The organism is Streptomyces sp. NPDC056296 (assembly GCF_042268605.1).
GTDB lineage: Bacteria > Actinomycetota > Actinomycetes > Streptomycetales > Streptomycetaceae > Streptomyces.
In genome coordinates, this window is record NZ_JBHJRX010000003.1 from 125529 (window position 1) to 150235 (window position 24707).

General features: G+C 73.0%; 25 protein-coding genes and 1 pseudogene. 9 read left to right on the top strand and 17 right to left on the bottom strand.

The window, feature by feature from the left end; genetic code table 11:
- Position 1: 1 nt before the first annotated feature.
- The 3 genes from ACFCZF_RS03585 to ACFCZF_RS03595 all read right to left on the bottom strand — a co-directional run bounded on the left by ACFCZF_RS03585 (position 2) and on the right by ACFCZF_RS03595 (position 3094).
- Positions 2 to 1504 (bottom strand): metallophosphoesterase family protein, encoded by a 1503-nt coding sequence (locus tag ACFCZF_RS03585; protein WP_376670217.1) that lies wholly within the window; start codon positions 1502 to 1504, stop codon positions 2 to 4.
- A 92-nt stretch (positions 1505 to 1596) separates the two neighbouring features.
- Positions 1597 to 2352: a dienelactone hydrolase family protein gene (locus tag ACFCZF_RS03590; RefSeq protein WP_376670218.1), complete on the bottom strand. Its 756-nt coding sequence runs from the start codon at positions 2350 to 2352 to the stop codon at positions 1597 to 1599.
- Positions 2353 to 2473: 121 nt separating this feature from the next.
- On the bottom strand, positions 2474 to 3094 hold the full coding sequence (locus ACFCZF_RS03595; protein ID WP_375920864.1) for an L-threonylcarbamoyladenylate synthase: 621 nt from the start codon (positions 3092 to 3094) through the stop codon (positions 2474 to 2476).
- Positions 3095 to 3266: 172 nt separating this feature from the next.
- On the opposite strand from ACFCZF_RS03595, the gene ACFCZF_RS03600 reads away from it, so the two are divergent.
- A complete protein-coding gene (locus ACFCZF_RS03600; RefSeq protein ID WP_376670219.1) occupies positions 3267 to 4793 on the top strand; it encodes a helix-turn-helix domain-containing protein in 1527 nt (508 codons plus the stop codon).
- Positions 4794 to 4999: 206 nt separating this feature from the next.
- On the opposite strand, the gene ACFCZF_RS03605 is transcribed toward ACFCZF_RS03600, so the two are convergent.
- From ACFCZF_RS03605 to ACFCZF_RS03615, 3 genes are read right to left on the bottom strand one after another with little or no spacing between them, the layout of a single operon-like run.
- Entirely contained in the window at positions 5000 to 6040 is a 1041-nt protein-coding gene (locus ACFCZF_RS03605; protein WP_376670220.1) for an NAD(P)-dependent alcohol dehydrogenase, read from the bottom strand.
- Between the two features lie 55 nt (positions 6041 to 6095).
- A complete protein-coding gene (locus tag ACFCZF_RS03610; protein ID WP_376670221.1) occupies positions 6096 to 6896 on the bottom strand; it encodes an SDR family NAD(P)-dependent oxidoreductase in 801 nt (266 codons plus the stop codon).
- A gap of 7 nt (positions 6897 to 6903) precedes the next feature.
- Positions 6904 to 7569, bottom strand: a complete 666-nt coding sequence (locus ACFCZF_RS03615; protein ID WP_376670222.1) for a TetR/AcrR family transcriptional regulator — start codon at positions 7567 to 7569, stop codon at positions 6904 to 6906.
- Between the two features lie 157 nt (positions 7570 to 7726).
- Between ACFCZF_RS03615 and ACFCZF_RS03620 the strand changes: the two genes are divergently transcribed.
- Both ACFCZF_RS03620 and ACFCZF_RS03625 read left to right on the top strand, forming a co-directional pair.
- A complete protein-coding gene (locus ACFCZF_RS03620) occupies positions 7727 to 7963 on the top strand; it encodes a hypothetical protein (protein WP_310874995.1) in 237 nt (78 codons plus the stop codon).
- 208 nt (positions 7964 to 8171) lie between these two features.
- Positions 8172 to 9830, top strand: coding sequence for a catalase (locus ACFCZF_RS03625; protein ID WP_376670223.1), 1659 nt, complete (start codon positions 8172 to 8174; stop codon positions 9828 to 9830).
- Between the two features lie 3 nt (positions 9831 to 9833).
- Here ACFCZF_RS03625 and ACFCZF_RS03630 read toward each other — a convergent pair whose 3' ends face one another.
- A complete protein-coding gene (locus ACFCZF_RS03630; RefSeq protein WP_376670224.1) occupies positions 9834 to 10703 on the bottom strand; it encodes a fructosamine kinase family protein in 870 nt (289 codons plus the stop codon).
- A 169-nt stretch (positions 10704 to 10872) separates the two neighbouring features.
- On the opposite strand from ACFCZF_RS03630, the gene ACFCZF_RS03635 reads away from it, so the two are divergent.
- Together ACFCZF_RS03635 and ACFCZF_RS03640 are read left to right on the top strand one after the other, a co-directional pair.
- Positions 10873 to 11196, top strand: coding sequence for a hypothetical protein (locus tag ACFCZF_RS03635; protein WP_210961187.1), 324 nt, complete (start codon positions 10873 to 10875; stop codon positions 11194 to 11196).
- Between the two features lie 71 nt (positions 11197 to 11267).
- A complete protein-coding gene (locus ACFCZF_RS03640; protein ID WP_376670225.1) occupies positions 11268 to 12032 on the top strand; it encodes a maleylpyruvate isomerase family mycothiol-dependent enzyme in 765 nt (254 codons plus the stop codon).
- Positions 12033 to 12045: 13 nt separating this feature from the next.
- On the opposite strand, the pseudogene ACFCZF_RS03645 reads toward ACFCZF_RS03640, so the two are convergent.
- Positions 12046 to 12345 (bottom strand): annotated as a pseudogene (locus tag ACFCZF_RS03645) (hypothetical protein); the annotation flags it as partial.
- A 184-nt stretch (positions 12346 to 12529) separates the two neighbouring features.
- Here ACFCZF_RS03645 and ACFCZF_RS03650 point away from each other — a divergent pair.
- Positions 12530 to 13069, top strand: a complete 540-nt coding sequence (locus ACFCZF_RS03650; RefSeq protein WP_376670226.1) for a hypothetical protein — start codon at positions 12530 to 12532, stop codon at positions 13067 to 13069.
- Positions 13070 to 13315: 246 nt separating this feature from the next.
- Here the strand turns inward: ACFCZF_RS03650 and ACFCZF_RS03655 are convergent, their stop codons facing one another.
- Positions 13316 to 14560: an MFS transporter gene (locus ACFCZF_RS03655; RefSeq protein ID WP_375920839.1), complete on the bottom strand. Its 1245-nt coding sequence runs from the start codon at positions 14558 to 14560 to the stop codon at positions 13316 to 13318.
- A gap of 467 nt (positions 14561 to 15027) precedes the next feature.
- Here ACFCZF_RS03655 and ACFCZF_RS03660 point away from each other — a divergent pair, with 467 nt between their 5' ends.
- A complete protein-coding gene (locus ACFCZF_RS03660; RefSeq protein WP_376670227.1) occupies positions 15028 to 16038 on the top strand; it encodes an NAD-dependent epimerase/dehydratase family protein in 1011 nt (336 codons plus the stop codon).
- 73 nt (positions 16039 to 16111) lie between these two features.
- Here ACFCZF_RS03660 and ACFCZF_RS03665 read toward each other — a convergent pair whose 3' ends face one another.
- The 4 genes from ACFCZF_RS03665 to ACFCZF_RS03680 all read right to left on the bottom strand — a co-directional run bounded on the left by ACFCZF_RS03665 (position 16112) and on the right by ACFCZF_RS03680 (position 20437).
- Positions 16112 to 16675 (bottom strand): hemerythrin domain-containing protein, encoded by a 564-nt coding sequence (locus ACFCZF_RS03665; protein WP_376670228.1) that lies wholly within the window; start codon positions 16673 to 16675, stop codon positions 16112 to 16114.
- 102 nt (positions 16676 to 16777) lie between these two features.
- Entirely contained in the window at positions 16778 to 17311 is a 534-nt protein-coding gene (locus ACFCZF_RS03670; protein ID WP_375925242.1) for a DoxX family protein, read from the bottom strand.
- A 151-nt stretch (positions 17312 to 17462) separates the two neighbouring features.
- Positions 17463 to 17954: a hypothetical protein gene (locus tag ACFCZF_RS03675; protein WP_376670229.1), complete on the bottom strand. Its 492-nt coding sequence runs from the start codon at positions 17952 to 17954 to the stop codon at positions 17463 to 17465.
- Positions 17951 to 20437, bottom strand: a complete 2487-nt coding sequence (locus tag ACFCZF_RS03680) for a molybdopterin oxidoreductase family protein (RefSeq protein ID WP_376670230.1) — start codon at positions 20435 to 20437, stop codon at positions 17951 to 17953. Before ACFCZF_RS03680 ends, ACFCZF_RS03675 begins: the two co-directional genes overlap by 4 nt.
- A gap of 109 nt (positions 20438 to 20546) precedes the next feature.
- On the opposite strand from ACFCZF_RS03680, the gene ACFCZF_RS03685 reads away from it, so the two are divergent.
- Positions 20547 to 21185, top strand: coding sequence for a GNAT family N-acetyltransferase (locus ACFCZF_RS03685; protein ID WP_376670231.1), 639 nt, complete (start codon positions 20547 to 20549; stop codon positions 21183 to 21185).
- A 15-nt stretch (positions 21186 to 21200) separates the two neighbouring features.
- Here the strand turns inward: ACFCZF_RS03685 and ACFCZF_RS03690 are convergent, their stop codons facing one another.
- The 3 genes from ACFCZF_RS03690 to ACFCZF_RS03700 are packed head-to-tail and all read right to left on the bottom strand — an operon-like array spanning position 21201 to position 22917.
- Complete coding sequence (locus tag ACFCZF_RS03690) at positions 21201 to 21926, bottom strand: metallophosphoesterase (protein ID WP_376670232.1); 726 nt, start codon at positions 21924 to 21926, stop codon at positions 21201 to 21203.
- Positions 21926 to 22222, bottom strand: a complete 297-nt coding sequence (locus ACFCZF_RS03695) for a BON domain-containing protein (protein ID WP_376670233.1) — start codon at positions 22220 to 22222, stop codon at positions 21926 to 21928. Before ACFCZF_RS03695 ends, ACFCZF_RS03690 begins: the two co-directional genes overlap by 1 nt.
- Positions 22219 to 22917 (bottom strand): nucleotidyltransferase family protein, encoded by a 699-nt coding sequence (locus ACFCZF_RS03700; RefSeq protein ID WP_376670234.1) that lies wholly within the window; start codon positions 22915 to 22917, stop codon positions 22219 to 22221. The genes ACFCZF_RS03695 and ACFCZF_RS03700 overlap by 4 nt, the downstream gene beginning before the upstream one ends.
- Before the next feature lie 118 nt (positions 22918 to 23035).
- On the opposite strand from ACFCZF_RS03700, the gene ACFCZF_RS03705 reads away from it, so the two are divergent.
- Positions 23036 to 23347, top strand: a complete 312-nt coding sequence (locus ACFCZF_RS03705; protein WP_376670235.1) for a hypothetical protein — start codon at positions 23036 to 23038, stop codon at positions 23345 to 23347.
- A 27-nt stretch (positions 23348 to 23374) separates the two neighbouring features.
- On the opposite strand, the gene ACFCZF_RS03710 is transcribed toward ACFCZF_RS03705, so the two are convergent.
- Positions 23375 to 24559, bottom strand: coding sequence for a PP2C family protein-serine/threonine phosphatase (locus ACFCZF_RS03710; protein ID WP_376670236.1), 1185 nt, complete (start codon positions 24557 to 24559; stop codon positions 23375 to 23377).
- Positions 24560 to 24707 lie beyond the last annotated feature (148 nt).

The following is a 24707-nucleotide window of genomic DNA, read 5'->3' on the forward strand; positions in this document are numbered from 1 at the left end:
GTCAGACGAGCGGGATCGTCACCTCGTCCTCGACCGGCGGGTCCAGCTCCTGCGCCCGGTTGCCGGTGGCGGCGTAGCAGCGCAGCCGGACCGCGTCCGGAGCGACGTCCAGACGCAGGAAGCACTTGAAGAAGGGCGGGTCGTACGTCGCCGAGCTCGGCGAGAACAGCTGCGTGTAGATCTTGCGCACGGGCAGCCGGAACCGCTTCCCGCGATCGGGCCGCCGGCCGGTGCCCAGCAGCCCGGCGACCAGCCTGGTGCGCCGGGTGACCGGCGCGGTCGTACCCGGGGCGCGGGCCGGGCGGATGCCGAGGCGTTCGGTGATCACGGCCGTCGCCTCGGCCTCCGTGAGGGTGAAGAAGCGGCGCAGCCGCAGCCGGCGGCCGTACAGCCGGCTGTAGAAGGCGAGGGAGTCGCCGCGCAGCGGATAGCAGCGGAAGTCCTGCTCGTCGACGTCGGCCACCGAGACCCGGGGGATGGTGTGGGTGGCGTGCATGAACGCCCCGCCGCCGCCCGCGACGACGTACTGGACGGTGCGGCCGTCCACGTCGACCGGATAGCGCTGGTAGTTGTGGATGTCGCCGCCTATCGCCGCGACGTAGTGGTGGCCGGGGTCGCGCACGATGTCGTCGACCGTGCCGCCGCCCGCTATGGGGCACGGGTGGTGCTCGCCGTCCACGTACAGGGGCGAGCCGGTGACGAGGATCTTCGGCCGCGGGCCTCGGGACACCTCGCGCAGCCACGCGCCCTGTTCGGCGTCGACCGTGCCCAGCAGTCCCGTGTCGATGCCGATGATCCGCACCGGTCCGGCGTCGATCGCCCAGTACGGTCCGGGCTGCTCGGCCTGCTGCGCGGGTGCGGACCGCATCTTGCGCGCCTCGTCCAGGTGCCGGCCGTCGTCCGGGCGCGGCCGGTGCCACAGCAGGGACCGCAGCCAGGCGGGGGTGAGCGGGCGCGGCGCGGGTTCCGGCGGCAGGGGCGGGGCGTCGTCGCAGAAGACGCGCATGAAGCCGCCGAGGTCCTCGTACCAGTCGTGGTTGCCCGGTATCGCGTATATGGGTGCCGGGTAGTCGCGGTAGGGGCGGTAGAACTTCGTGCCGTAGTCGTCCGCGCTGCCCACCGGGTAGATCACGTCGCTGGCGAGGACCGCGAACCGCGTGTCCCGACCCGCCTTCAGGAGGCCGGGGACGACGGCGTACTGCGGGTCGTCGCCCTCCCCGGTGTCGCCGATGACGAGGAAGGAGAACCGGTCCGGGTCATCACGCCGGATCACCTTGTCGGCAGGCGCCCCGGCGGCCGTCCGCCGCGCCACCCAGCGGCCGCGGGTCCGGCCCGTGGGGTCCCCGAACCAGGAGGCCAGCACGCCGTTGCGGGCGGCCCACAGCGTTCTCGGGCTCAGCCAGGACAGCTTCTCGGTGCGCTGCGGCATGAGTTCTCGGTAGGCGCCGCGCTCGGCGGAGCCCCAGCCGGCGCCTTCGGCGGTATCACGTGAGGAGTCAGACACCCGGGCACGGTAACAACGGGCGGGACGGGGACCCGGCGAGGGGGAGTCCCGTCAACTCCCGCCCCGGCACCTCCGTTTCGGAGCCCTCTGGATCACAACGTCCGCTTCAGGAGGTCCAGCAGCGCCTCCCAGTGCCGCTCGGTCGCCTCCGGGTCGTACGCCGCGGTGTCGGCCTGCGTGTAGCCGTGGGGGGCGCCGCCGTACACCTCGCAGCGGTGTTGGACGCCGGCCGCGGTCAGGGCGGCCGCCAGGCGCTCCTGCTGCTGGGGCGGCATGGACCCGTCGTGGTCGGCGTGGCCGAAGTACAGCTCGGCGGTGATGCCGCCGGCCACCAGGTGCGGGCTCTGCGGCCCCTCGGTCGCCAGGTTCCCGCCGTGGAAACCGGCCGCCGCGGCGACCCGGTCCGGATACGTGCCGGCCGTGCGCAGGGCGAGCCCGGCGCCCATGCAGTAGCCGGTCAGCGCGACCGGGCCGTCGGCCGCCGCCGGGCACCGCGCGAGCCACCGCAGATAGGCCCCGGCGTCCCGCATCGCCCGGTCGGGCGTCAGCGACCGCATGATCGGGCCGAGGCGCTGGAAGATGTCCGGCCGAGCCCCCGGGTCGATGAACTCGGGCAGTTCCACGACCGGCGCCTGCCCGTGCCGGTAGAAGACGTTGGGGACCAGGACCGTGTACCCGGCACCGGCCAGCCGGTCGGCCATGTTCCGCAGCTGCGGGCGCAGTCCGAAGGCGTCCATGTAGAGCAGGACCGTGGGACGCGGGTCCCCGTCGGCGGGATGCGTGAGGTAGGCGTCGGCGGTGCCCTCGTCGGTGGGGACGTCGACGGCTGTTCCCTGTACGGCGGTCATGGCGGAACTGCCCTTCTGTCGTGCCTCGGTGCCCGATCCGCCGGCGTCACCGGCGGATCATGGCCATCCTGGCACGTCGGACCGGGGGAGCGGCGGCGGTCCCCCGGCGGCGGGCGACCCGCTACTCGAACCTGGCCGTGTCGCCCGCGCCCCGCCGCACGATCTCCGCCTCACCGCCGGAGAAGTCGACGACCGTGGTCGGCTCGGTGCCGCAGTCCCCGGAGTCGATCACCGCGTCGACCACATGGTCGAGCCGGTCCTTGATCTCCCAGCCCTGGGTCATCGGCTCCTCCTCGCCGGGCAGCAGCAGGGTGCTGGACAGCAGCGGTTCACCGAGTTCGGTGAGCAGGGCCTGGGTGACGACGTGGTCCGGGATGCGCACGCCCACGGTCTTCTTCTTCGGATGCTGGAGCATGCGAGGCACCTCCCTCGTCGCCGGCAGGATGAAGGTGTAGCTGCCGGGCGTCGACGCCTTGATCGCCCGGAACACGTCGTTGTCGATCTGTACGAACTGACCGAGCTGCGCGAAGTCCTGGCACACCAGGGTGAAGTGGTGCCTGCTGTCCAGTTGCCGGATCGACCGGATGCGGTCGATGCCGTCGCGGCTGCCCAGTCGGCAGCCCAGCGCGTAGCAGGAGTCCGTCGGATACGCGATCAGCGCATCGGAGCGGACGCTGTCGGCGACCTGGGCGATGCTGCGCGGCTGGGGGTTGTCGGGGTGCACGTCGAAGTACTTCGCCATTCACCGAGCTTATGCCCGATGGAGCGCGCCGGACCGCCAGGCCCGGTCGGCGGCTCGGCCGCCGTCCGTTTCCCGGATCGTCGCGTCGCCGGAGGTGCCGTGCGCGCTCAGCCATGCGGTAACGTCCCCGACCTGGGCCGAGAGACAAGGCGAGGACGAGGAGAAGGCCGACGTGGCGGGCCGAGAGGACGGGACACGGCAGTGGGAAGCCGGGGCCGGTGAACACGCGGACTGGGCGGCGGAACTGCTCGATCACCTGCGGCCGGCCGGACGCGACGTACGCAGGGTCGTGACCTGGCTCGCCCGGGCCGCGCACGCGGCCGTGTCCCTGCAGGACGGTGCCGGCCGCCTGCTGGCCGGTACCCGCACCCCGCTGGACGAGGACCTGGTCGCCGACATCACCTCCGGCCGGATCGCCTCCGCCGCCCTGGAAGACCGGGGCCGTCATCTGCGGCTCGTCCGCGTGGAACGGGTCCACCCGGCGCCCGCCGCCGTCCTCGCGGTGGCGCGCGAGACCCCCTTCGACCGGCGGGTCTCCGACATCGTCACACACACGGCCCAGGTCGTGGAGCTGCTGCTGGCCGGTCACGAGTCGACCGCGGCCGGACACCGGCTGCGTCGGGCGACCTCCGACCTGCGCCTGGCCATCCTGCAGCTGCTGATGGTGGAGGACACCGTCTCCGCCCGCCGCGTGGCCGCCGGACTCTGGCCGGGCCTCCTCGACACCGACGAGGCGTGCGTCTACGTCGTGGAGAGCAGCCCCGAGGAACGCGACCGGCTCGCCGAGGAGTGCCTGTCGGCGACGGGCGAACGGGCGCTCGTCGTACGGTGCCCGGCCATGGACGGCCACGTGATCGTCCTCACGCCCCGCGAGGCGGCCGGTCAGGAGCTGCGCTCGCTCGTCGGCCGCCTTCCCGGCGTCTTCCTCGGCGGCAGCGCCCGGCAGAGCCTCGCCCGCACCGCCACCGCGTACGGCCAGGCCGTGAGCGCCCTGGCCGTCGCCCGGTTCCGTCCGGACAAGGCTGCCGTGTACGCCGAGCGGACCCACCCCGAGCGTCTGATGGACCCGGCGGCGCTGCACGGCTGGACGCTCCACCTGCTGCGCCCGCTCGACGTCCTGCCGCACCACACCCGCGCCGAACTCCTCGCCACCACCCGGCTCGGCCTGGAGTTCACCGCCGTCAACACGGCGAAGGTCCTCGGCGTCAGCCGCAACACGGTCCGCGCCCGCATGGACCGGGTCGAGTCACTGCTGCGGACGGACTTCGCCGACCTGACCGTGCGCGCCACCGTCCACCTCGCCCTGAACGCCCAGGTCGGCCTCGCCCAGCACCCCGGCGGCACCGAACGGCCCGGCCCCGCCCGGCTCACCGACCTGCTGGCCGGGCCCGCGCTGCGCACCTGGGCCGGCGGCCTGCTCGGCCGCCTGGAACCGGACCCGCGGGACCTGCGGCGCACGCTGCGCACCTGGATCGCCGTCGGCGGCAACGCCGAGCGGGCCGCGCGGACGCTCGGCGTGCACGCCCAGACTGTGCGCGAGCACGTCCGCAGCGCCGAGCCCGTCCTGGAACGCCAGTTGCTCGCCGCGGGCAGCGACCTGTACGAGGTCGTGCTCGCCCATCTGGCGGCGGGCGACCTCGACCAGCCGCCCCTGCGTGGGACGAACCCGGACCAACCGGACTCACCTGTGCACGGGTGAGTCCCCGCGGCCCCGCAGCGGGCATCGACACGATTCACAACGGCCGAGCCGTCCACGTAGGTTCGACGGACCGAGGGGGCACGACCGGAACGGGGGACCGGTCGCGCCCCCTCCGCCCTTTCGCACCCGGGCGGGGGACCGGCTCAGCCGCGCAGCCGAGTTGGCGCATTCGTCGCCCCGGCCCGGCCGAGGGGAAGGGTGGGCGGTCAGCCGTGGGGCAGGATCACCGCACGGCCGTTGACCTTCCCCTCATGGAGCCGCTCGTAGGCGAGCGGGGCGTCGTCCAGGGAGTACGTCTCGGTGTGCACCGACACGGCGCCCGAGCGGGCCAGGTTCAGCACCTCGATGAGCTCGCCGCGGGTTCCCCAGTAGGGGGCGTTGACCGACACCTCGAAGGGCAGCAGGCCGAACCCGACGGGGAGCGACCCGCCGCCGATGCCGACCAGCGTGACATCGCCCTCGACGGCCGCGACGGCGCCCGCGGTCCGCACGGTCGGCGCCACTCCGACGAAGTCGAACACCGCCTGGGCGCCGAGGCCGCCGGTGAGTTCGCGCACCGCGTCCGCGGCCTTCGCGTCCGAGAGCACCGCCTCGTGCGCGCCCACCGCACGGGCGAGGCGCAGCTTGTCCTCGCTGACGTCGAGGGCGACGACCCGGGCGGACGTCAGGGCGCGCAGCAGCTGGATGGCGACGTGCCCGAGGCCGCCGGTACCGATGACGACCGCGGTCGACCCGGGGACCAGCTTGGGCAGCGACCGCTTGATGGCGTGGTACGGCGTCAGCCCCGCGTCCGTCAGCGGCACCGCCGTGACGGGGTCGAGCCCGTTCAGCGGGACCAGGTGCCGGAGGTCGTCGACGAGCAGGTACTCGGCCATCGAGCCCGGACGCCCGAGCCCCGGCGGGTGGATGCCCAGCTCGTCGGCGCGCAGGCAGTAGTTCTCCTTGCCCTCGGCGCACTTGGCGCAGGTGCCGCAACCCCAGGGGCCGTACACGGCGACCGCGTCGCCCTCGGCGAGGCCGCTCACCCCGGCGCCCAGCGCCGCCACCGTGCCGACGCCCTCGTGGCCGAGGGTGAGGGGCAGCTCGTAGGGGAAGCCCTCGGCGGGCCAGCTCATCACCGCGATGTCGGAGTGGCAGACGCCGGCGGCGGTGACCTTCAACAGCACCTGGCCGGGGCCGGGCTCCGGGTCGGGGACCGTGACCACCTCGGGCGGCGCCCCGACGGTGCGGTACTGCAGTGCCTTCATGGCTGAACTCCTTCGTTCTTCCCCCCTGGTCGGTCCCCCTCTTGGACGGCCGGTCTCAGACGGCGGTGTAGGCGCCGTCGACCAGGTGGTAGCTGCCGGCGACGAAGGACGCCCGGTCCGACAGCAGGAAGGCGATCAGCTCGGCGACCTCCTCGGAGCGCCCGAGACGGCCGGCCGGGTGCAGGGCGACCAGGCCGTTGTAGGCGGCCTCGTCCATGGTCTTCAGCAGCGGGGTGTCGATGAAGCCGGGGCCGACCGCGTTGACCCGGATGCCCTTGGCCGCGTACTCGGCGGCGGCCGCCTTGGTCAGCCCGACCACGCCGTGCTTGGCGGCGACGTAGGCGGGGGAGCCGGCGAAGCCGACCGAGCCGAGGATGGAGGCGACGTTGACGATGGCGCCGCCCTTGCCGGTGGCCTCGATGGCGGGCAGCTCGTGGCGCATCGAGTAGAAGACGCCGTCGAGGTCGGTGCGGACGACCCGGTCGTAGGCCTCGATGTCGTACTCGCCGGTCGGGGCGCTCGGGCCGCCGATTCCCGCGTTGTTCACGGCGAGGTCCAGGCCGCCGAAGGTGTCGACGGCGAACCTCACCGCGGCCTCGACGGACTCCGGACGGGTCACGTCCAGCTCGACCGCGGCGGCCTTGACACCCTCAGCGACCAGCTCGACGGCGGCCTTCGCGGCGCCCTCGGCGTTGTAGTCGGCGACGACGACGTTGGCGCCGCCGGCGCCGAGGCGGCGGGCGGTGGCCAGGCCGATGCCGGAGGCTGCGCCGGTGACGAGGGCGGTGCGGCCGGCGAACTCGGCGGCGTGGTCGGTGGCGGGGGTGGTGGCCGTGTTCCCCGTGGTGGTGCTCATGGTGCTCTCACTCTTCGATGGTGCTGTCGGGGGTCGCGGCCGCGGCCTCCGAGGTCAGGGCGTCGTAGGCCCGCTCCGCGAGGGCGGCGAGGTCTGCGGCTCCCGCGTCCCGGTCGCCGCCGCGGGCCCACAGACGCAGGGCGGCGATCAGGACTCCGGCGGCGGCGTCCACGAGGGCGGCCGGGCGCACGTCCCGGGCGTCGTCGGTGCCGAGCCGGTCGGCGACGATGCGGATCGACTCCTCCTGGGCGTCGACCCGGATGCGCTGATAGGCGGCGAACAGGTCGGGCTCGCTGTCGGCGAGGGCCAGCAGCCGACGCATCCGGGGACGCGGGTGCCAGGCAGGGTCGTCCCGGTCGGTCAGCCAGTCCCGCACGGCCCTGCGATAGGCGAGCAGGGGCGGCTCGTCGGCGGGGCGGGACCGCAGCAGCGCGTTGATGCGGTCGCCGTCCCGGCGGACGAAGTCGAGGGCGGCGTCCTCCTTGCCGGCGAAGTGCCGGCTGAACGTGCGGCGCGTGACGTCCGCGCGCTCGGCGATGGCCTCCACCGTGGTCGCCGCGGACCCGCGCTCCAGGATCAGGTCGCAGGCGGCGGTGGCCAGCGCGTCGCGGGTCCGCCGCGCCTTGCGCTGCCGCCGGTCCTCGGGGGTGGTGGAGGGCTTCGTCGCCGTCATGCCTCCGAGCGTACATCCGAAAATGTCCCAGTGGGACATGTGACCCACTGGGACATGATGGTCGGATCGAGTCCGGCCCCGCGGGCGCCGTGTGCCCCAGGGCGCCCCGGGTACCCGGCCCCTGCTTCGGATCGAACACCTCGAGGAGGAGGCCCGCATGACCAGCGGCACGGAGACCGGCGGCGTGACCGGCACGCAGGACAAGGACTACAACCTGATCTGGTACGTCGAGTCGTGCCTGAACAACGCGCTGCGCCTGGAGACGTACATCCAGGACGCGGAGCGCAACAAGGACACCGAGGTCGCGGAGCTGTTCCGCAAGGCGCAGTCGGACAGCCGCAAGGGCGCCGAACTGGGCAAGGGGCTGCTGCGCGCACGGCTGAACGGCGGCTGAACGCGGTCCGCCCGCCCGAGAGGACCCGGACGGCCCTGTGTTCTGGGCGTCCGGGTCCGCGGCGTGAGATACGTGAAATAAGCGCAAATCGGTATGTGTCGGATGACGCACCGCGGGGTACCCGGGCCACCCATGTGCGCGGCCGACGGCCGCCTCGCAGCTCAGGGCCGCGTCCGAGGCCGGCCACGAGTCGAAGGAGCCCACGAACATGACGGACGTATCGAGCCAGGGACCCGCCCCGGGCGACGACCGCAAGGTGCTCACCAATCGGCAGGGGCACCCCGTCTACGACAACCAGAACCAGCGCACCGTCGGCGCCCGCGGCCCCGCCACGCTGGAGAACTACCAGTTCCTGGAGAAGATCAGCCACTTCGACCGCGAGCGCATCCCCGAGCGCGTCGTGCACGCCCGCGGGGTGACCGCGTACGGCTACTTCGAGGCGTACGGCGCCTGGGGCGACGAGCCGATCGAGCGCTACACCCGGGCCAAGCTGTTCCAGGAGCGGGGCAAGCGCACCGACCTGGCCGTCCGCTTCTCCACCGTCATCGGCGGACGCGACTCGGCCGAGACGGCCCGCGATCCCCGCGGCTTCGCGGTGAAGTTCTACACCGAGGACGGCAACTGGGACCTCGTCGGCAACAACCTGGCCGTCTTCTTCATCCGTGACGCGATCAAGTTCCCGGACGTCATCCACGCCCTCAAGCCGGACCCGGTGACCTTCGAACAGCAGCCGCGGCGCATCTTCGACTTCATGTCGCAGACGCCGGAGTGCATGCACATGCTGGTCAACCTGTTCAGCCCGCGCGGCATCCCGGCGGACTACCGCCACCAGCAGGGCTTCGGCGTCAACACCTACAAGTGGGTCAACGCGGCCGGCGAGACGAAGCTCGTCAAGTTCCACTGGATGCCCAAGCAGGGCGTCCGCAGCATGACCGAGGAGGACGCCGCCAACGTCCAGGCCCACGACCTCGGCCACGCCACCAAGGACCTCTACGACGCGGTGACCCGCGGCGACTACCCCGAGTGGGAGCTGGTCGTCCAGATGATGGACGACCACGACCACCCGGAGCTCGACTTCGACCCGCTCGACGACACCAAGACCTGGCCCGAGCAGGAGTTCCCGGCGAAGCCGGTCGGCCGGATGGTGCTCGACCGGATGCCGGACAACTACTTCGCCGAGAACGAGCAGATCTCCTTCGGCACCGGCGTCATCGTCGACGGGCTCGACTTCTCCGACGACAAGATGCTGGTCGGCCGCACTTTCTCCTACAGCGACACCCAGCGCCACCGGGTCGGCCCGAACTACCTTCAGCTGCCCGTCAACCAGGCCAAGAACGCCGACGTGCGCACCAACCAGCGCGACGGCCAGATGGCTTACCACCAGGACGGCGGCGGCGAGAACCCGATCGTCAACTACGAGCCGTCGATCACCGGCGGCCTGCGTGAGGGCGAGTACCCCACGCACGACGAACAGGGCCCGGAGATCCAGGGGCGGCTCACCCGCAAGCGCATCCCGCGCGCCAACGACTACATGCAGGCCGGGCAGCGCTATCTGCTGCTGGAGCCGTGGGAGCGCGACGACCTCGTGGCGAACTTCGTCAACCTGCTCTCCCAGTGCGACCGGCCGGTGCAGGAGCGCATGGTGTGGCACTTCCTGCTGGTCGAGAACGACCTCGGCCTGCGGGTCGGCGAGGGGATCGGCATCAGCCCGCAGGACGTGTCGGATCTGAAGCCGCTGGCCGGTCAGGACCTCACCGACGAGGACCGCGAGCGGCTGGCCAACCTCGGCAAGAACCCGCCGCGCGACGTCGCGGGCCTGACGATGACCCACTGCGTCCCCAACGAGCGGCACGTCGTGACCCGCTGACGCTCAGCCGGGGCGTCGTAGTGCAGTCCGGGCCGCTGTGAGGGCCTGCTCGGCGTAGCCGCGCCCGAAGAGGACGGCGTGCACCAGCAGCGGGAAGAGCTGGTGCACGCCGACGCGGCCGGTCCAGCCGTCGGCGAGGGGCGCGGTCTCCTGGTAGCCGTCCAGGATCCGGTCCAGGTGCGGGCAGCCGAAGAGGCGCAGCATCGCCAGGTCGGTCTCCCGGTGCCCGCCGTGCGCGGCCGGGTCGATCAGGTGGACCCGGCCGTCGGCTCCCCACAGCACGTTGCCGTTCCACAGGTCGCCGTGCAGCCGGGCGGGCGGCTCCGCGGGCCCCGCCAGCTCGGGCAGCCGCTCGCAGACCCGCTCGACGTCGGCCGCCTCGGCCTGCCGGAGGGTGCCGGCGTCGATCGCGCGGCGCAGGTACGGAAGCACCCTGTGCTCCGCGTACCAGCTCGGCCAGTCGCTTCCGGTGACGTTGCGCATCGGGGCGAGGCCGATGTACGCGTCCTTCGGCCCACCGGGTGGCGCCGCACCGAATCCCGGAGCCCCGGCGGCGTGCAGCGCGGCCAGGTCCCGGCCGAACCGGACCGCCGCCGCGGCACTCGCCCGGCCCTGTGCCACGCGGTCGGTGACCAGCCAGCGCTCGTCGTCGCCGCGCACTGCCGGGACTCGCACCGTGCCGGCGTCGGCCAGCCAGCGCAGCCCGGTCGCCTCGGCCCGCGCCGCTCCCACCCCGTCACCGCGTTTGACCATCACCGAGTGTCCGTCGTCGAGGGTGACTTCGGTGAGCGAACCGGACAGCGGTCGCTCACCGGTCACCGGCCGTCCGGTGAACCGGGCCGCGGCGGCCGAGGGCGAGGTGGGGGGACGCACGGCTATCAGCCTAGGGCGAGGTGGGGGACGCACGGCTACCAGACCAGACCAGACCAGACCGGGCCAGACCGGGCCAGACCGGGCCGGGCCGGGCCGGGCTGCGGCCGACCCGGTGAAAAACGTCCGGTACGCCGATCGAACACCCCGGGCGCGGGGGAGCAGTGGGACTATGACCAGTTCAGCGTTCCATCGCACCATCACCTTGCCCGCCCCCGTGTGCGAGCAGGCCGCACAGCACCTCGAACACGCGGTCCAGAAGGCCATCGACGGTGCGGCGACCCCCTGGCGCGCGTTCCGCGGGGCCGACGGCGACGACTTCGCGTTCTCCGTCCCGGTCGTCGAGCAGGCCGCGGGCTGCCTCCTGGTGCTGGCCGCCGAGAGCGCCCAGAGCCTGCGCCCCTCCGCCCTGCGCGCCCTGATCACCGTCGCCCTCCATCTGCGGGACGCCGCCGAGGCGGTCCGCCGGCCCGTGCTCACCAGCGGGGCCTGGTGAGCACGGGACCGCTCCCGCCCGGCCGACAAAACACGTAGCCCCGTTCCTGAGCGTGTGCTTGGCTCTGCGGCATGGAGTACTCACGCTTCCTCGACTGCCTCGCGGCCGACTACGACCGGCTGCGGGCCGTCGTCGAGACCGACGCCGACGCCCCGGTACCCACCTGCCCCGGCTGGACCGTCGCCGATCTGACCCGCCACGTCGGCGAGGTCTACCTGCACAAGACCGTCGCCATGCGCGAGGGTGTCGAGCCCGAGCCGTGGCCGCCGAAGGAGTTCGCCGAGGAGGAGCCGACGGCGCTGCTCGACCGTGGGTACACCGCACTGCGCGCCGAGTTCGCCACCCGCGCTCCCGAGGACCCGGCCGCCACCTGGTACGGCCCCGACCAGAGCGTCGGCTTCTGGATCCGGCGGATGGCCCAGGAGACCGTCATCCACCGCATCGACGCCGAACTCGCCACCGGACGGCCTGTCGCGCCCGTCCCGGCCGATCTCGCCGTGGACGGGATCGACGAACTGCTCAGGGTCTTCGCGGCGTACTCCGTCACCGAGTGGGGCGAGTACTTCACCGACATCCTGGCCGACACGCCGGGGCACACGTTCCTGGTGCGGGCCGGTGACGCGGCGTGGCGGGTACGGACCGGCCCGGGGGAGTTCGCCGTGACGGACGGCGCCGGCGACGGCACCGCCGACGTGACGTTCAGCGGCACCCCGGAGGCCGTGCTGCGCCGGCTGTGGAACCGGGAGAGCGCCGACGGGGACACCGGGGTGACGATCGAGGGCGACCCGGAGGCGGTCGAGGAGCTGCGGCGCTGCATCGTCGTGGCGGCCGAGTGACCGGACGCCTGGTCACCAGGGCGAGGAAGGCGACGACCGGCAGCAGCGTACGTGTCTGCTCCCACGCCTGGTGCGGGGTGACCGTGCCCTGCACGACGGCCGGCGCGGCGGCGGGCACGGCGGCCACCGCCTCCGGCAGTCCCCGGGGGCGCAGCACGGCGAAGGCCAGGACGCCCAGCAGCAGGAAGTAGGGGACGGCCTCGGAGAGGACGGCGGTACTCAGGAGTTCTCCTCCACACCGGTGAGCCGGGCGGGCACCGGTGATCGACGGAGGCCGCCCAGGGTCGCACCCCCGGGTAAGAACGGGGTTCATGCCGTGTCCCCCCGCCCGCGGCCGGGCCCTTCGGCCTGACCGGGATGTGTCCGAGGCCACGCCGCCGACGAGAGCCGGGCCATGTTCCGCGCCGTGGGCCTCGGGCTACGGTTTTCGCGGACCCCGTGTCCTCCACGACGACCAGACTCCCTGTCCCACGACGAGCAGTTCGGACGGCCCGGCAGTGCACGCAGATCTCTTCCCCGTCATCGCGGCGACCGCCCAGTGGCTCACCCGCGCCTACCCGGCGTCCGGCGGCGCGCTGGCCGGAGCCCTGTGTGAGGTGCAGGCGCGGCAGGCGGTGACGGTCGCGGCCCGGCTGCGCTATCCCACCCCGATGGACGTCGCGTTGCTGGGCGTGGCGGGGCCCGGAGGCTCCGCCCGGCTCGACTGGATCACCGGCGCGGACGGTACGGCGGCCGCCGAACCGGACGGGGACGCCTGGCGGACCTGGGTGGACGAGGTCGTCGCGAGCTGGGCGGCCTGTCTGCTGACCGACCCGGAACTGGCCGCCCTGGCCGTGGCTGCGCTGGCCGACGGCGGTCCCGTGGCGGGTACGTCGTCCGGTACGCCGGTCGAGTTCCGCCGCCTGCTCGCGCCCGACGAGCAGGACCGGCGGGCGGCGACGCTCCTGCGCCATCCCGACCTCGCCGCGCCCGTCGCCGCGCTGCACCGCGTCCAGCTCGTCGACCGTCTGGACCCCGGTCGGGCGCTCGTCGCCTGATTCGCGGCTGTGCGGGCGGTTGCGGGGTGCCTGCGGCGGCCTGCGCGGGTGCGGTGGGGGTGCGGGTAGCGCGTGCGGTGGTGGGGTGGGTCGGGCCGCGCCGGGGGGTGTCCGTCCTCGGAACGGCGCGGAATCGGTTGGCCACGGAAGTGCCGTGTGTTGACGCGCCAACCGCTGCGGGCGGACACCCCCCGACACGTCCCTTCTCGCCGTACGCGGCTCTCCGTCCGCCCCGGGTGGTCACCCTCAGGCGGCCGTTCCCAGGGCCGCCTGGCCGGGCACTTCCGCGTCTGTGGTCCGTACTCCCACGGGGGCCGTGAGCCTGCGCGCCCGCAGGAGGTGCCCCGCGCCGATGCTGCCCGCGATGATCAGTCCGCCCGCGATCAGGGCGCCGCGCGCACCGGCCAGCTCCATCAGCAGGCCCAGCGCCGGCGGGCCGCCCAGGCCCCACACGGTGCCGATGCTGCCCCACACCCCGAGTACCCGGCCCCGCATGTGCGCGGGTGGGTCGGTCTGGAGCACCGACGTGCCCGCGGTGTCGGAGACGGACTCCACCACGGCCATCGGCAGCACCATCACCAGCAGGACGGCCAGCGACGGCGACAGACCGGCCACCACCTGCAGCAGCCCGCCCGCCGCTGCCAGCGCGCCCACGATCCGAACGGAGGGCCGGCGCAGCCGGGCGCCCAGGACGGCGCCGACGATGCCGCCGACGGCCAGCACCGTGGAGACCGTGCCGAACGACCCGGCGCCGCCCGCGAGCGGCCCGGTGACCAGGACGGCCAGGGTGAGCTGGTAGTTGCGGCCGAAGACCGCGCTGACCCCGGTGACGCCGGCCAGCGCCAGCAGGCGGGGACGGCGTGCGAAGAAGGCCAGTCCCTCGCGGACGGTCATGGTGTCCGCGTCAGCACCGCGCTTCACCGCCCCGGTGTGCTTGACCGCCCCGCGCGCGGGACGCAGGAAGGGGATGACCGAGGCCACGAACAGGAACGACAAGCCGTTGGCGGCGTAGGCGGCGGCGGTGCCGAGGAAACCGACCGTCACCCCGGCCAGCGCGGCCCCCGTGAGGCGGCCGGCCTGGTGCACCAGGGCGCCCACGCCTATCGCGGAGGGCACGTCCTGCGGCGGGACGAGGTCGTTGCCCAGCAGCGAACACGCCGGGCCGTCGACGGTGGCGATGACGCCGGTGACGGCGGCCAGCACCATCAGGGAGGTCACGTCGAGCCGGTCCAGAGCCACCATGAGCGCCGTCACGAACGCGACCGCGCCGAGCAGGGCCTGGCTGACGGCGGCGGTCAGCTTCCGCGGCCAGCGGTCGACGGCCGCGCCGCCGAAGATGCTGATCAGGAGCGCGGGCGCGGCCTGGACGGACATGGACAGACCCGTCGCGGCGGCGGACCCGGTGATCTGCAGGACCAGCAGGTTCTGCACCGTGAGCTGCATCCACGTGCCGGCGTTCGACACGAAGTTCGCGACCGACCACCAGCGCATGCTGCGGTATCTCAGGGAGCGCCACGGCGAACGGGACGCGGCCTCGGACGGTGCGGAGGCGGGGGCCGGCAGGGCGGGGGCAGGGGAAGAAGACACAGTGCGCCACTCGAAGACGGGTCGTGAGACCCGGAAGGGAAAGGGACGGGAGCGAGAAGGCCGGCTGCGTTGCGCGGCCACTCCACTGAGCCGGATGACGGCGCCGACCATCGTGGCAGAAGGGACCGGCGAGTCATCGCCGCCGCCCGCCCCCGAGCCGGGAACGGAGGGGCCAAACTCCGTTCGTCGTGGTGAAGTTGCTGAGTGGAGTGGGTTTGATCACAGGGTCCGGTCCCCACGCGCCGGGGCGGCAGCCGTGATGGGGGCTGTTACGGCTGGGGCCGCGGCAGACGTCAGAGTATGAAAGCGACTCGGTGGGGCACCCGGGGCACGCTTCGTCAGCGCTTCGCAGAGGAAGAAAGGTCGTCCTCATGATGCCGATGGCGGCGTTCGGCCCGCGGGCAGAGGTCCGCCCGCCCTGGGGCCAGGTTCTGGTGACCGGCGGTGCGGGGTTCCTCGGGTCACATCTGTGCACCCGCCTGCTCGATTCAGGTGTCGAAGTCGACTGCCTGGACAACCTCTCCACGGGGCGGGCGGAGAAGGTGGCCCATCTCGCCGGCCGGCCCGGCTTCCGCTTCCTGGAACGCGACATCTCCGAGCCCGGCTGCTCGGACGCCCTCATCGGCCCCTACGACCTGGTCCTGCACCTGGCGGGCCCCGCGTCTTCGGCCGCCTGGCCGGACCGGCCCGTGGAGGTCCTGGAGGCCGCCAGCCTCGGCACTCAGGCCGCGCTGGCCGTCGCCGACCGGGACGGTGCCCGGTTTCTGCTCGCCTCCTCGCCGCCGGCGCTTCCCGCCGCGCCGCCGGACGCCGACCCGGTCGGCCCGCACAGCGCCTGCGCGGAGGCCGTCCGGTTCTCGGAGGCCCTGGTCGCCGCGCACGCGGGCGCCCAGGGCTCGAACGCCGGCATCGTCCGGCTGTTCACCGGCTACGGACCCGGTATGCGCACGGACGCCGGTGGAACCCCGGCCGGCTTCATCGAGCAGGCCCTCGCCGGCCGGCCCGTCACCGTCACCGGGGACGGCAGCCGGAAGCACCCCCTGTGCTACGTCGACGACATGGTCGACGGCGTGCTGCTGGTCGCGGCCGGCCGCTCGGTGCGGCCCGTGGACATCGGCGGCGACGAGGAGCCCACGGCCGTGGAGATCGCCCGCCGGGTGATCGACCTGACCGGCTCCGACTCGCCGCTGACGTTCGTCGAGGGGGCGGGGGACCTACCTGCCGAGCCTCGGCCGGTCACCGGCTTCGCCCGTGAGATCTTCGGCTGGCTGCCGAGTGTGACCTGGCAGGACGGCCTGGAGCGCACCGTGGCCTCTCTCCGCGGCCTGCCCGAGCCGATCCCGACGGCGACGACCGGGCGGGCGGGGGAGTGGTGGGCGTGACCGTGTGACATGACCGTGTGAGGGGCCCGTCGCCGTGGCGACGGGCCCCTCACACGTGTGCGGACGGGTGCGCTCAGCCGGGCTTGCCGCGTCCTGACATCGCGTCCCGCACCCGGTCGACCATTCCCGCACCGGGCGCCAGGAGCTTGTTCATCGGGGGCTTGTCCGGCGCGGACGGGTGCGGACGGGTCGGCGCCGTCTTCTTCGCCTGTCGGACCTTGTCACCCAACTGGTTCAGCGCGTCCGCGGGGCACGCCTCGCGGAGCCTCGGGAAGAGGTTGCCCTCCTCGTCGGCGATGTGCTCACGGATCTCGCTCATCAGCTTGCCGATCAACCGGTCGAACTCGGCGTCGTCCGACGCGCAGCCCTCCAGGTCCTTCATGATCTGCTCGGCCTCGGCGTGGTCCTCGAGTTCCTTGTCCGCGAGGGCACCTCCGTTCGCCACGTGCTCACGGACGGCCGGGTAGAGATACGCCTCCTCCGCCACCGAATGCCGGATCAGCTCGATCGTGGCCTGATCGGCGTACAGCTTGCGGTCCTTGTGACCGGGCGGCAGCGCCTCGATCTTGCCGAAGAGCTCCTCGACCTCACGGTGATCGGTCGTCAGCTCGTCGATGACGTTTCCTCCGTGTCCCATGCTTCACCTCCAGCAGGTCGTGGCGGTTACGGGACCGACCCGCCACGAGCGTCGGGTCCCCCCACACTCAGTGGGCTAACGCCCGGTTCGCCGGCGCCGGGCTCAGACGCCCAGCTTGGCCCGGAGACCGCCCGCCGTCGCCGCGGGACGTGCCGCGGCCCGGACCGAACGGTGCACCAAGTGGGCGTCGTGCCGCAGGTCCTGGGCCGCGTGACGGCCGCGCCACAGCAGCGAGGGGGCGCTGCCGGTGTCGTCGGCCGCGATCAGCAGCCCGCCCATCATGGACACGTTCTTCAGGAAGTGGATGCGCTGCTGGGCGCGGTCGGACGGGTCCTCCGCCTCCCAGTAGCGGTGCGCCGCCAGCGTGGTGGGGACCAGCGTCGCCGCGAGGGCCAGTGCGGCCAGCCGCGGACAGCGGCCGAGGCCGAGCATGATCCCGCCCACCACGTGGACGGCGCCGTTGAGCCGTACGAGTTGTTCGGTGCCGTCCGGCAGCACCGCCACGCGGTCGGCCACCGGCCGCACGATCGGCTCCGCCGCCGGGGCCACGTCCTCCGGCCGGCGCAGGGAGTGCAGACCGCCCGCGACGAACATCGAGGCGAGCATCGGGCGGCCGACCATACGCAAAAGACTCATGACGCTCTCTCGCTTCTTTCCGTCGGTGTCGGAGGTTGCCAAGGGTGTGACGCCTACTCGGATCATCAGGTGCCCGGAGGCGGTGGCGCCATTCGGCGTCCGGCACGGCGGTTGCGCTCGTCGGCGCCGCGCCGCGGGGCCCCCGCGCAGGTCACAGACTGTTGAGGAGCTGCGGCGACAGATTCTTGATCATGGTGTTGGTCCAGCGCATCTGGCGCAGTGTCTGCGGGTGGCAGGCCGAGGCCAGCCCCAGCAGCTCGCTGTCCCTGGACGCCTGGGCGGCCTGGGCGAGCATCTCCCAGTGCAGCGAGTTCTCCGCGGCGGCGACGTGCAGCTCCCGCAGGTCGCGCAGGAGCAGCAGGCCGGGCTCGGGGCGGTGCACCACCGCCTCCGACGCCTTCTTCCGCAGCGTCGCGAAGACGCCGTCCGACGACTGGTCGGGCGGGTCGCCGAGCTTCACGTCGTGGTGCGCGGCGACCTCGGCCAGTCGCCGGACGTGTTCCCGGGACCAGACGGCGAGATCGGTGGCGACGTGATGGACCTCGTGCTCGGTACGGTGCCGCTCGGCGACGCTCACCAGGTCGTGCGCCAGGCGCCGCTCGCCGCGGTGCAGCGTGCGCAGGGCCAGGGTGATGCCGTTCACTGGGCGCCTTCCTCACGGCCGTGCGGGAACGCGGCCGGTGTCTGTGCCGTGTGCGCCGTCGTTCCGCCCGCGGTGGGTGGGGCGGCGCCGGCGGTGGCGGGTGCCGACGCGGTGGTGGTCGGTGCCGGGGACGGCCGGCCGTCGCCGCGCTCGACGAGGGTGAGCGCGGCCGTGGCCGTCTTGAACAACGGCTGCTTGGAGGCCGGGTCCCAGTCCGTGATGGTCGTCTCGTTGGCGGCCCGCCCGGGAGTGTCCCGGCCCGGCCCGGACCCGTCCTCGGTGTCCCAGTAGCCGTAGTGGAACGGCACGAAGAGCAGGCCCGGCCGGATGCCGGTCACCCGCAGCCGTCCGCGCAGCGAACCGCGCTTGCTCGTCACGTCGACCAGGTCGCCCTCGCCGAGGCCGAGCCGGTCCGCGTCAGCGGTGGAGATCTCCACCCACACGTCGGGGGCGGCGGCGTTGAGCTGGGGCGCCCGCCCGGTCTTCGTACGGGTGTGGAAGTGGTAGATCGTCCGGCCCGTGGTGAGCTGGAACGGATACTCCTCGTCCGGCTCCTCGTGCGGCGGCCAGTAGGCGGCGGCCTTCAGCATCGCCTTGCCGTCGGGGTTGAGGGAGCGGTACTCCACGACCTCCTGCGACGCCCCGGTCTCCAGGTCCTTGCCGTAGCTCTCGCACAGGTCCGGGTGGGCCCAGCCGAAGCCGTCGGTGTAGAGCCGCGCGGTGCCCTCGGGCGCCCCCTCGCCGCAGGGCCACTGGATACCGCTGGTGTCGCGCAGCTTGGCGTAGGACAGGCCGGTGTAGTCGCAGGGTCGGCCCGCGCTGCACCGCTTCCACGCCTCGAACGCCGACTCGGGGTCGTCCCAGGTGATCAGCGGGCCGCCGTCCTTGTCCCGGAAGTCCATGCGCCGCGCGTAGTCCAGGAAGATGTCCAGGTCGGGCTTGGCCTCGCCGGGCGGTTCGACCGCCTTCTCCGACAGGTGCACCGTGCGGTCGGCGTTGGTGAGGGCGCCGGTCTTCTCGCCCCAGGTGGCTGCCGGCAGCACCACGTCGGCCAGTTGCGCCGTCTCCGTCAGGAACAGGTCGCGTACGACTGTGAACAGGCGTTCCTGCGTCAGGATCGAGCGGATGCGGGACAGTTCGGGCAGGGACACGGCGGGGTTGGTGCCGCTGATCCACAGCATCCGGATCGAGCCCTGCTCGGCGTACCGGTACATCTGCATCGCGTGCGTGGGCGGCGCGTAGTGCGGGATGGTCTCCGGCTCGACGTTCCACACCTTCGCGAGGTCGGCGACGTGGGCGTCGTTCTGCCAGTTGCGGAAGCCCGGCAGGTCGCCGTTGGCGCCGCACTCGCGGGTGTTCTGCGCGGTGGGCTGGCCGTTCATCTGCAGGAGGCCGGCGCCGGGGCGGCCCAGCATGCCGCGGATCAGGTGCAGGTTGTTGATCTGCACCGCGGCGGCGGTGGCCTGGTGGGACTGGTAGACGCCCTGGAGGACGGTGGACACCAACGCGCCGCTGGTGCCGACGAGTTCGGCCGCCTCCTCGATCCGGGCGGCGGGGACGTCGCAGATGTCCGCGGCCCACTTGGGCGTGCAGTCGGCGACCCGGTCGGCCAGCTCCTCGAAACCGACGGTGTGCGCGGCGATGAAGTCGTGGTCGATCCGGTCGTGCCTTATGGTCTCGTGCAGCAGCGCGTTGAGCAGGGCGACGTTCGTGCCGCCGCGGGGCGCGAGGTGCACGGCGGCGTGCCGGGCGACCCGCGTGGGCCGGGGGTCCACGCACAGCAGGCGCGGTGGGTCGGCCCCCTCCATCCGGTCCAGCAGCCGCATCCACTGCACGGGCTGGGTCTCGGCGATGTTGTGGCCGAACAGCGCGACCACGTCGGCGTGGTCGAAGTCGTCGTAGCTGCCGGGCTGCCCGTCGGAGCCGAACGTCTCCTTCAGCGCCTCCCCGGCCGTTGCCGTGCACAGCCGGGTGTTGCCGTCGAGGTGGTTGGTGCCGATGCCGCCCCGGGCGAGCACCGCGAGTGTGTAGTACTCCTCGAGGAACAGCTGGCCGGAGGTGTAGAAGCCGATCGAGCCCGGGCCCCGCTCGTCGAGGAGTTCACGCGAGCGGGTGGCCACCAGGTCCATCGCGGTGTCCCAGTCCGTCTCCACCAGCCGGCCGTCCCGCCTCACCAGCGGCCGGGTCAGTCGGTCCCGGGAGGCGTTCGCCTGCCACCCGAACAGGTCCTTGGGACCGAGCCGTCCCCGGTTGACCCGGTCCACGTCCCGGCCCCGTACGCCCACCATCCGGCCGTCGGCCACCGCGATGTCCATGGCGTCGCCGTCGGAGTGCAGGATCGACGCCGACTGCACCCATCGCTGCACCGCCTCCGGCTCCACCCCCTCCGCGAGGAACGTGTCCACCCGGGCCGGCCAGGTCTCGTGCCGTCCGTAGGGCACCCTGTCGCCCCACGGGAGTGCGATCCGGTCCGTGTCCTCCATCGCCGGCCTCCCGCCAACTGCCGCCACAATGCCGGCCGCCGGGTACCCGGGCGCCACCGATCGAAGCGGACCACTTGTGGGAGCGCTCCCAGCCGGGCAGGATGCTGCGGTGACCTCGACAGCCGCCGTACGCCCGTACCGCCCCGCCGACGCCCAGGCCCTCGACGACATCTGCGTCCGCACCGCGCACAACGGCCGGGACAGCCGGCCCGTGTACGCCGACCCCGCCGTCCTGCCCGCCATCTTCGCCGCCCCCTACGTCCACCTGGACCCGGACCTGGCCTTCGTGCTGGACGACGGACAGGGCCGGGCGGTCGGCTACATCCTCGGCACGGCGGACACCCCGCGCTTCGCGGAGGAGTTCCGTGCCAAGTGGCTGCCGCGGGTCGCGGACCGCTATCCGGCGCCGGACGCCGCGCCCGGCTCCCCGGACGAGGTCATGGCCGGGCTGCTGCACGACCCGGAGCGGATGATCGTCCCCGAACTGGCCGGGTACCCCGCCCATCTGCACATCGACCTGCTGCCCGACTGGCAGGGCCACGGACACGGCCGGGAGCTGATGCGCACGTTCTGGCGGGCACTGCGGGAGCGCGGCGTACCGGCCGTCCACCTGGTCATGGCCACGGCCAACACGCCGACCAGGGCCTTCTACGACCGTATGGGCTTCCACGTGGTCGAGGCGGCGGGCCTGGACCCCGCGGACGTCACCTGCCTCGGGCGTACGACGCAGGACACCGGCCGGACCTGACGCACGGGGCGGCGGTCAGGCGGTGCCCAGGCGGTAGACGTTGAAGGCCCGGCGGATGACGGGCTGGGCCACGTTGCGCACCCGTACGCCACCCGCCGTCATCCCGTGCTCCGAGCCCAGGTGGGCGTGGCCGTGGACGGCGAGGTCCGCGCTGGCCGTGTCGATCGCCTCGGCCAGCAGATAGCTGCCGAGGAACGGGTGGATCTCCAGCGGCTCCCCGGCGAGCGTGTCGGCGACGGGGGAGAAGTGGGTCAGCGCCACCCGGGCCGCGCAGCCCTCGTCGTCCAACTCCTTCAGCGCGGCGTGCAGGCTGTCCGCCGAGCGGCGTGTGGTGCGGACGAACTCCTTCATGATCGGCTCGCCGAACTCCCCCGCGCTGCGACCGACGAAACCGCCGCCGAATCCCTTGGTCCCGGCGATCCCCACCCGGGTCCCGGCGCACTCCACGACGGTCCCCTCGCCCTCCAGGACTCGCACGCCGGCGTCCTGGAGGAGGGCGGTGACCTTCTCGGGCTGCTCGTCGTGGTGGTCGTGGTTGCCGAGCACGGCGACCACCGGCACCGGCAGGTCGCGCACCTCCCGGGCCACCACCCGCGCCTCCTCCGGCGTGCCGTGCCGGGTGAGGTCCCCGGCGAGCAGCAGCAGGTCGGCACAGTCGGGCAGGGTCTCGAAGGCCGGCCGCAGCAGTCCCTGGCTGTCGGGCCCCATGTGGATGTCCCCGACGGCGGCGACGCGGATCATCACAGCTCCTCCGCATGGTCGGGGCCGGCCGTCTCCGCCACCACGACGTCGGTGTGCACGGTGAGCCCGGCCAGCTCCTCGTGGGCGACCCGCAGCAGCGTCTCGCGGCACTGCGCGGACGGCACCGTGCCGGTGAGCACGATCGCGCCGGCCCGGATCTCGGCCCGTACGCCCAGCTCGCCGAGCTCCTCCGCGGCGAGCCGGTCGTGCAGGTGGGCCACGCGGTACTCGACGTTCTCGGCCGCGGCAGGGGTGCCGCTCGCCGCGGGTCCCTGGTGTGCGACGGGGTCGGTCATCGCTGCTCCTCCTTCGCGGAACGGGCCGGGGAGATGATCTCCAGGCGTTCGAGGATGAAGAAGAACGCGGCGGGCATCGGGGCGTCCCCGCAGTCGCGGCGCAGCTCTTCCCAGTCGATCTTCTCCCGCAGCGTGCGGGCGATCGGCAGAACCGCCCCGAAGTCGCAGTGGTGCTCCGAGAAGGCCGCCAGCAGACCGCGCAGCAGATCGGTCGGCGACAGGACCGGCATGAGCACCGAGTCGACCGAGAGGTCCTGGGCCCGCGCCAGCAGCTGTGTCGTGACGGGCTCGTGCGCCAGCTCGAAGATGAGGTCGACCTGCTGCCCCAGACAGTTCGCCTTCAGCAGCCAGTCCTCGGGCGGCGTGTACACCGCCAGACCCGCTTCCCGCAGCGTCGCGGCGACGGCCTCCGCGTCGTCGGGCCGGATGCAGAAGTCGACGTCGTGCTGGAGGTTCTGGGTGCCGCCGTGCGCGTACACGGCCACGCTGCCGGCCAGCGCGAACGGGTGCTCCCTCTTCTTCAGGATCGAGCCCACCTGCTTGGCCGCCTGCAGGATCGCCTGGTTGCGGTCGAGCGGGAGATCTTCGTGGCGTGCGTCGTTCTGGGGGACGAGTTCGGGGTCCCCCGCTGCCAGACGGAGCTCGGAAACGCCGGCGCGCTGGTCGAGAGCGCGGTCGTCGGCGGGCTGCGTCATTGCTGTCCCCTTTCCGGGCTGTCTCCTCCGCTGGGGTTCCGGGTACCCGGCGCGGTAACGCCGACACGAACCCGTCCCCGAGGTGGGGCGCCGGGCGGAATCCGGGCACTCGGGCGGCATGAACGACAAGCAGGCGCAGCAGCGGACCGGGCCCGAGGACCGCCGGACGGTGGAACGGCTGGTGGCCGCGTGGCTGGCGGAGACCGAACACCACGATCGTGCCGCGGCCCACGAGGCCCGCACCGGCTGGGAACGCGGCGCTCTGTCCGAGCGGGCCGCCCAGGATCTGGCCACCTGGGTCACCGCGAGGATCACGGACACCGGCTTCACCGAGGACGAGGGCCCCTACGTGGAAGGGCCCGTCCGGATCACCCCGTCGGACAAGGACACCGTGCACGACTGGCTGCGTGCGCGAGGGCACCCGGTCTGACCCGTCGGGGCCCGTGCCCCGGCGGCGTCAGGAGGCCGGCGGCCGCCATTCGAACATCAGGATCGTCGCGTCGTCCCGCAGCCGTCCGCCGGTCTGCGAGTCGAGAATGGAGTGGATCAGGCGCCGCAGTGACTCGGGCGCCAGCTCGCCGCCCGCCGTGGCTCGGATGACGTAGTCCGCGAACCGTTCGAGCCCGAACAGCTTCTCCTCCCGGGTGCGCGCCTCCGTGACCCCGTCGGTGTACATCAGCACCCGGTCACCGGGTTCGAGCCTCATCTCGTGCGTCCGACGCGGCTCGGGGGACAGGAAGGCCGGCGCGCCCATCGGCGGGTCGGCGTCCCGCTCCAGGCCGTCGACGATCAACTGCTCACCCCGGATCAGGAGAGGCGCCGGGTGACCGCAGTTGCTCCAGCGCAGCAGACCGGTCTCGAACTCCAACTGGGCGAGGACCGCGGTGCAGTACTGCTCCGGCAGCCAGCGGGCCAGCGCGTCGTCGACGCACTCCACGAGCGCGGGCAGATCGGCGCCGTTGCGCCGGGCGTTGCGGCAGGCGGCCAGCGCCACCGCGCTGGTCAGCCCGGAAGCCAGGTCGTGCCCCATGGAGTCGATGACCGAGACGTGCAGCGTCGTCTGGGTGAGCGAGTGGTCGAAGGCGTCGCCGCCCAGCTCGTAGGCCGGTTCGAGGACGGCAGTCGACACGACGTGCGAGTTGCCGATCGTGCGCGGCGGCAGGAACGCGCGGAGCATCTCCGACGGGAGGTGCATCGGCTCGGTACGGGTGTGCCGGACGAAGGAGTCCTCGAAGGCCCGCTTCGAGGTGATCATCATGGCCAGGAGAGAGGCCAGCGCCCGGCCCCGGGTCAGCGTCGCGGAGGTGAGCGCCGACGAGTGGACCGCCAGCACGCCGAGCCGCTCGGCGCCGTCCAGCAGGGGCAGCCACGCCGTGACGCCGCCCGTGCCCGACTCCTCCACCCGCAGCGCCTGGGTGCGGTAGGCCCAGCCCGCGAGGGAGTCGTCGACGGGGATGGCCGAACCCACGTCGGTCTGCGGTACGAGGTGTCGTTGCTGCAGGTCGACGAGGTAGACCACCGCGTGCTGGAGATCCAGCGCCTTCGCGCACCGGGCCACCGCGGCGGTCAGGTCCAGGGTCAGATGGGCCGGATCGGCGAGGAAGTCCTGCAGCAGCGCATCGCTCGCCTCTGGCGTCGACACCTCGTCTCCCCTCGTCGAGAAACCCGTCGTGGCGGGGCACACTGCGCAGCAGTCTGGCACCGCGCGCCCCGCCCCGCCCGTCGGACGGATCACCCGCGGAGCGCTTCGGTCCGGGCAGACAGGGCACGCGTCACGTCGTACGACCCCG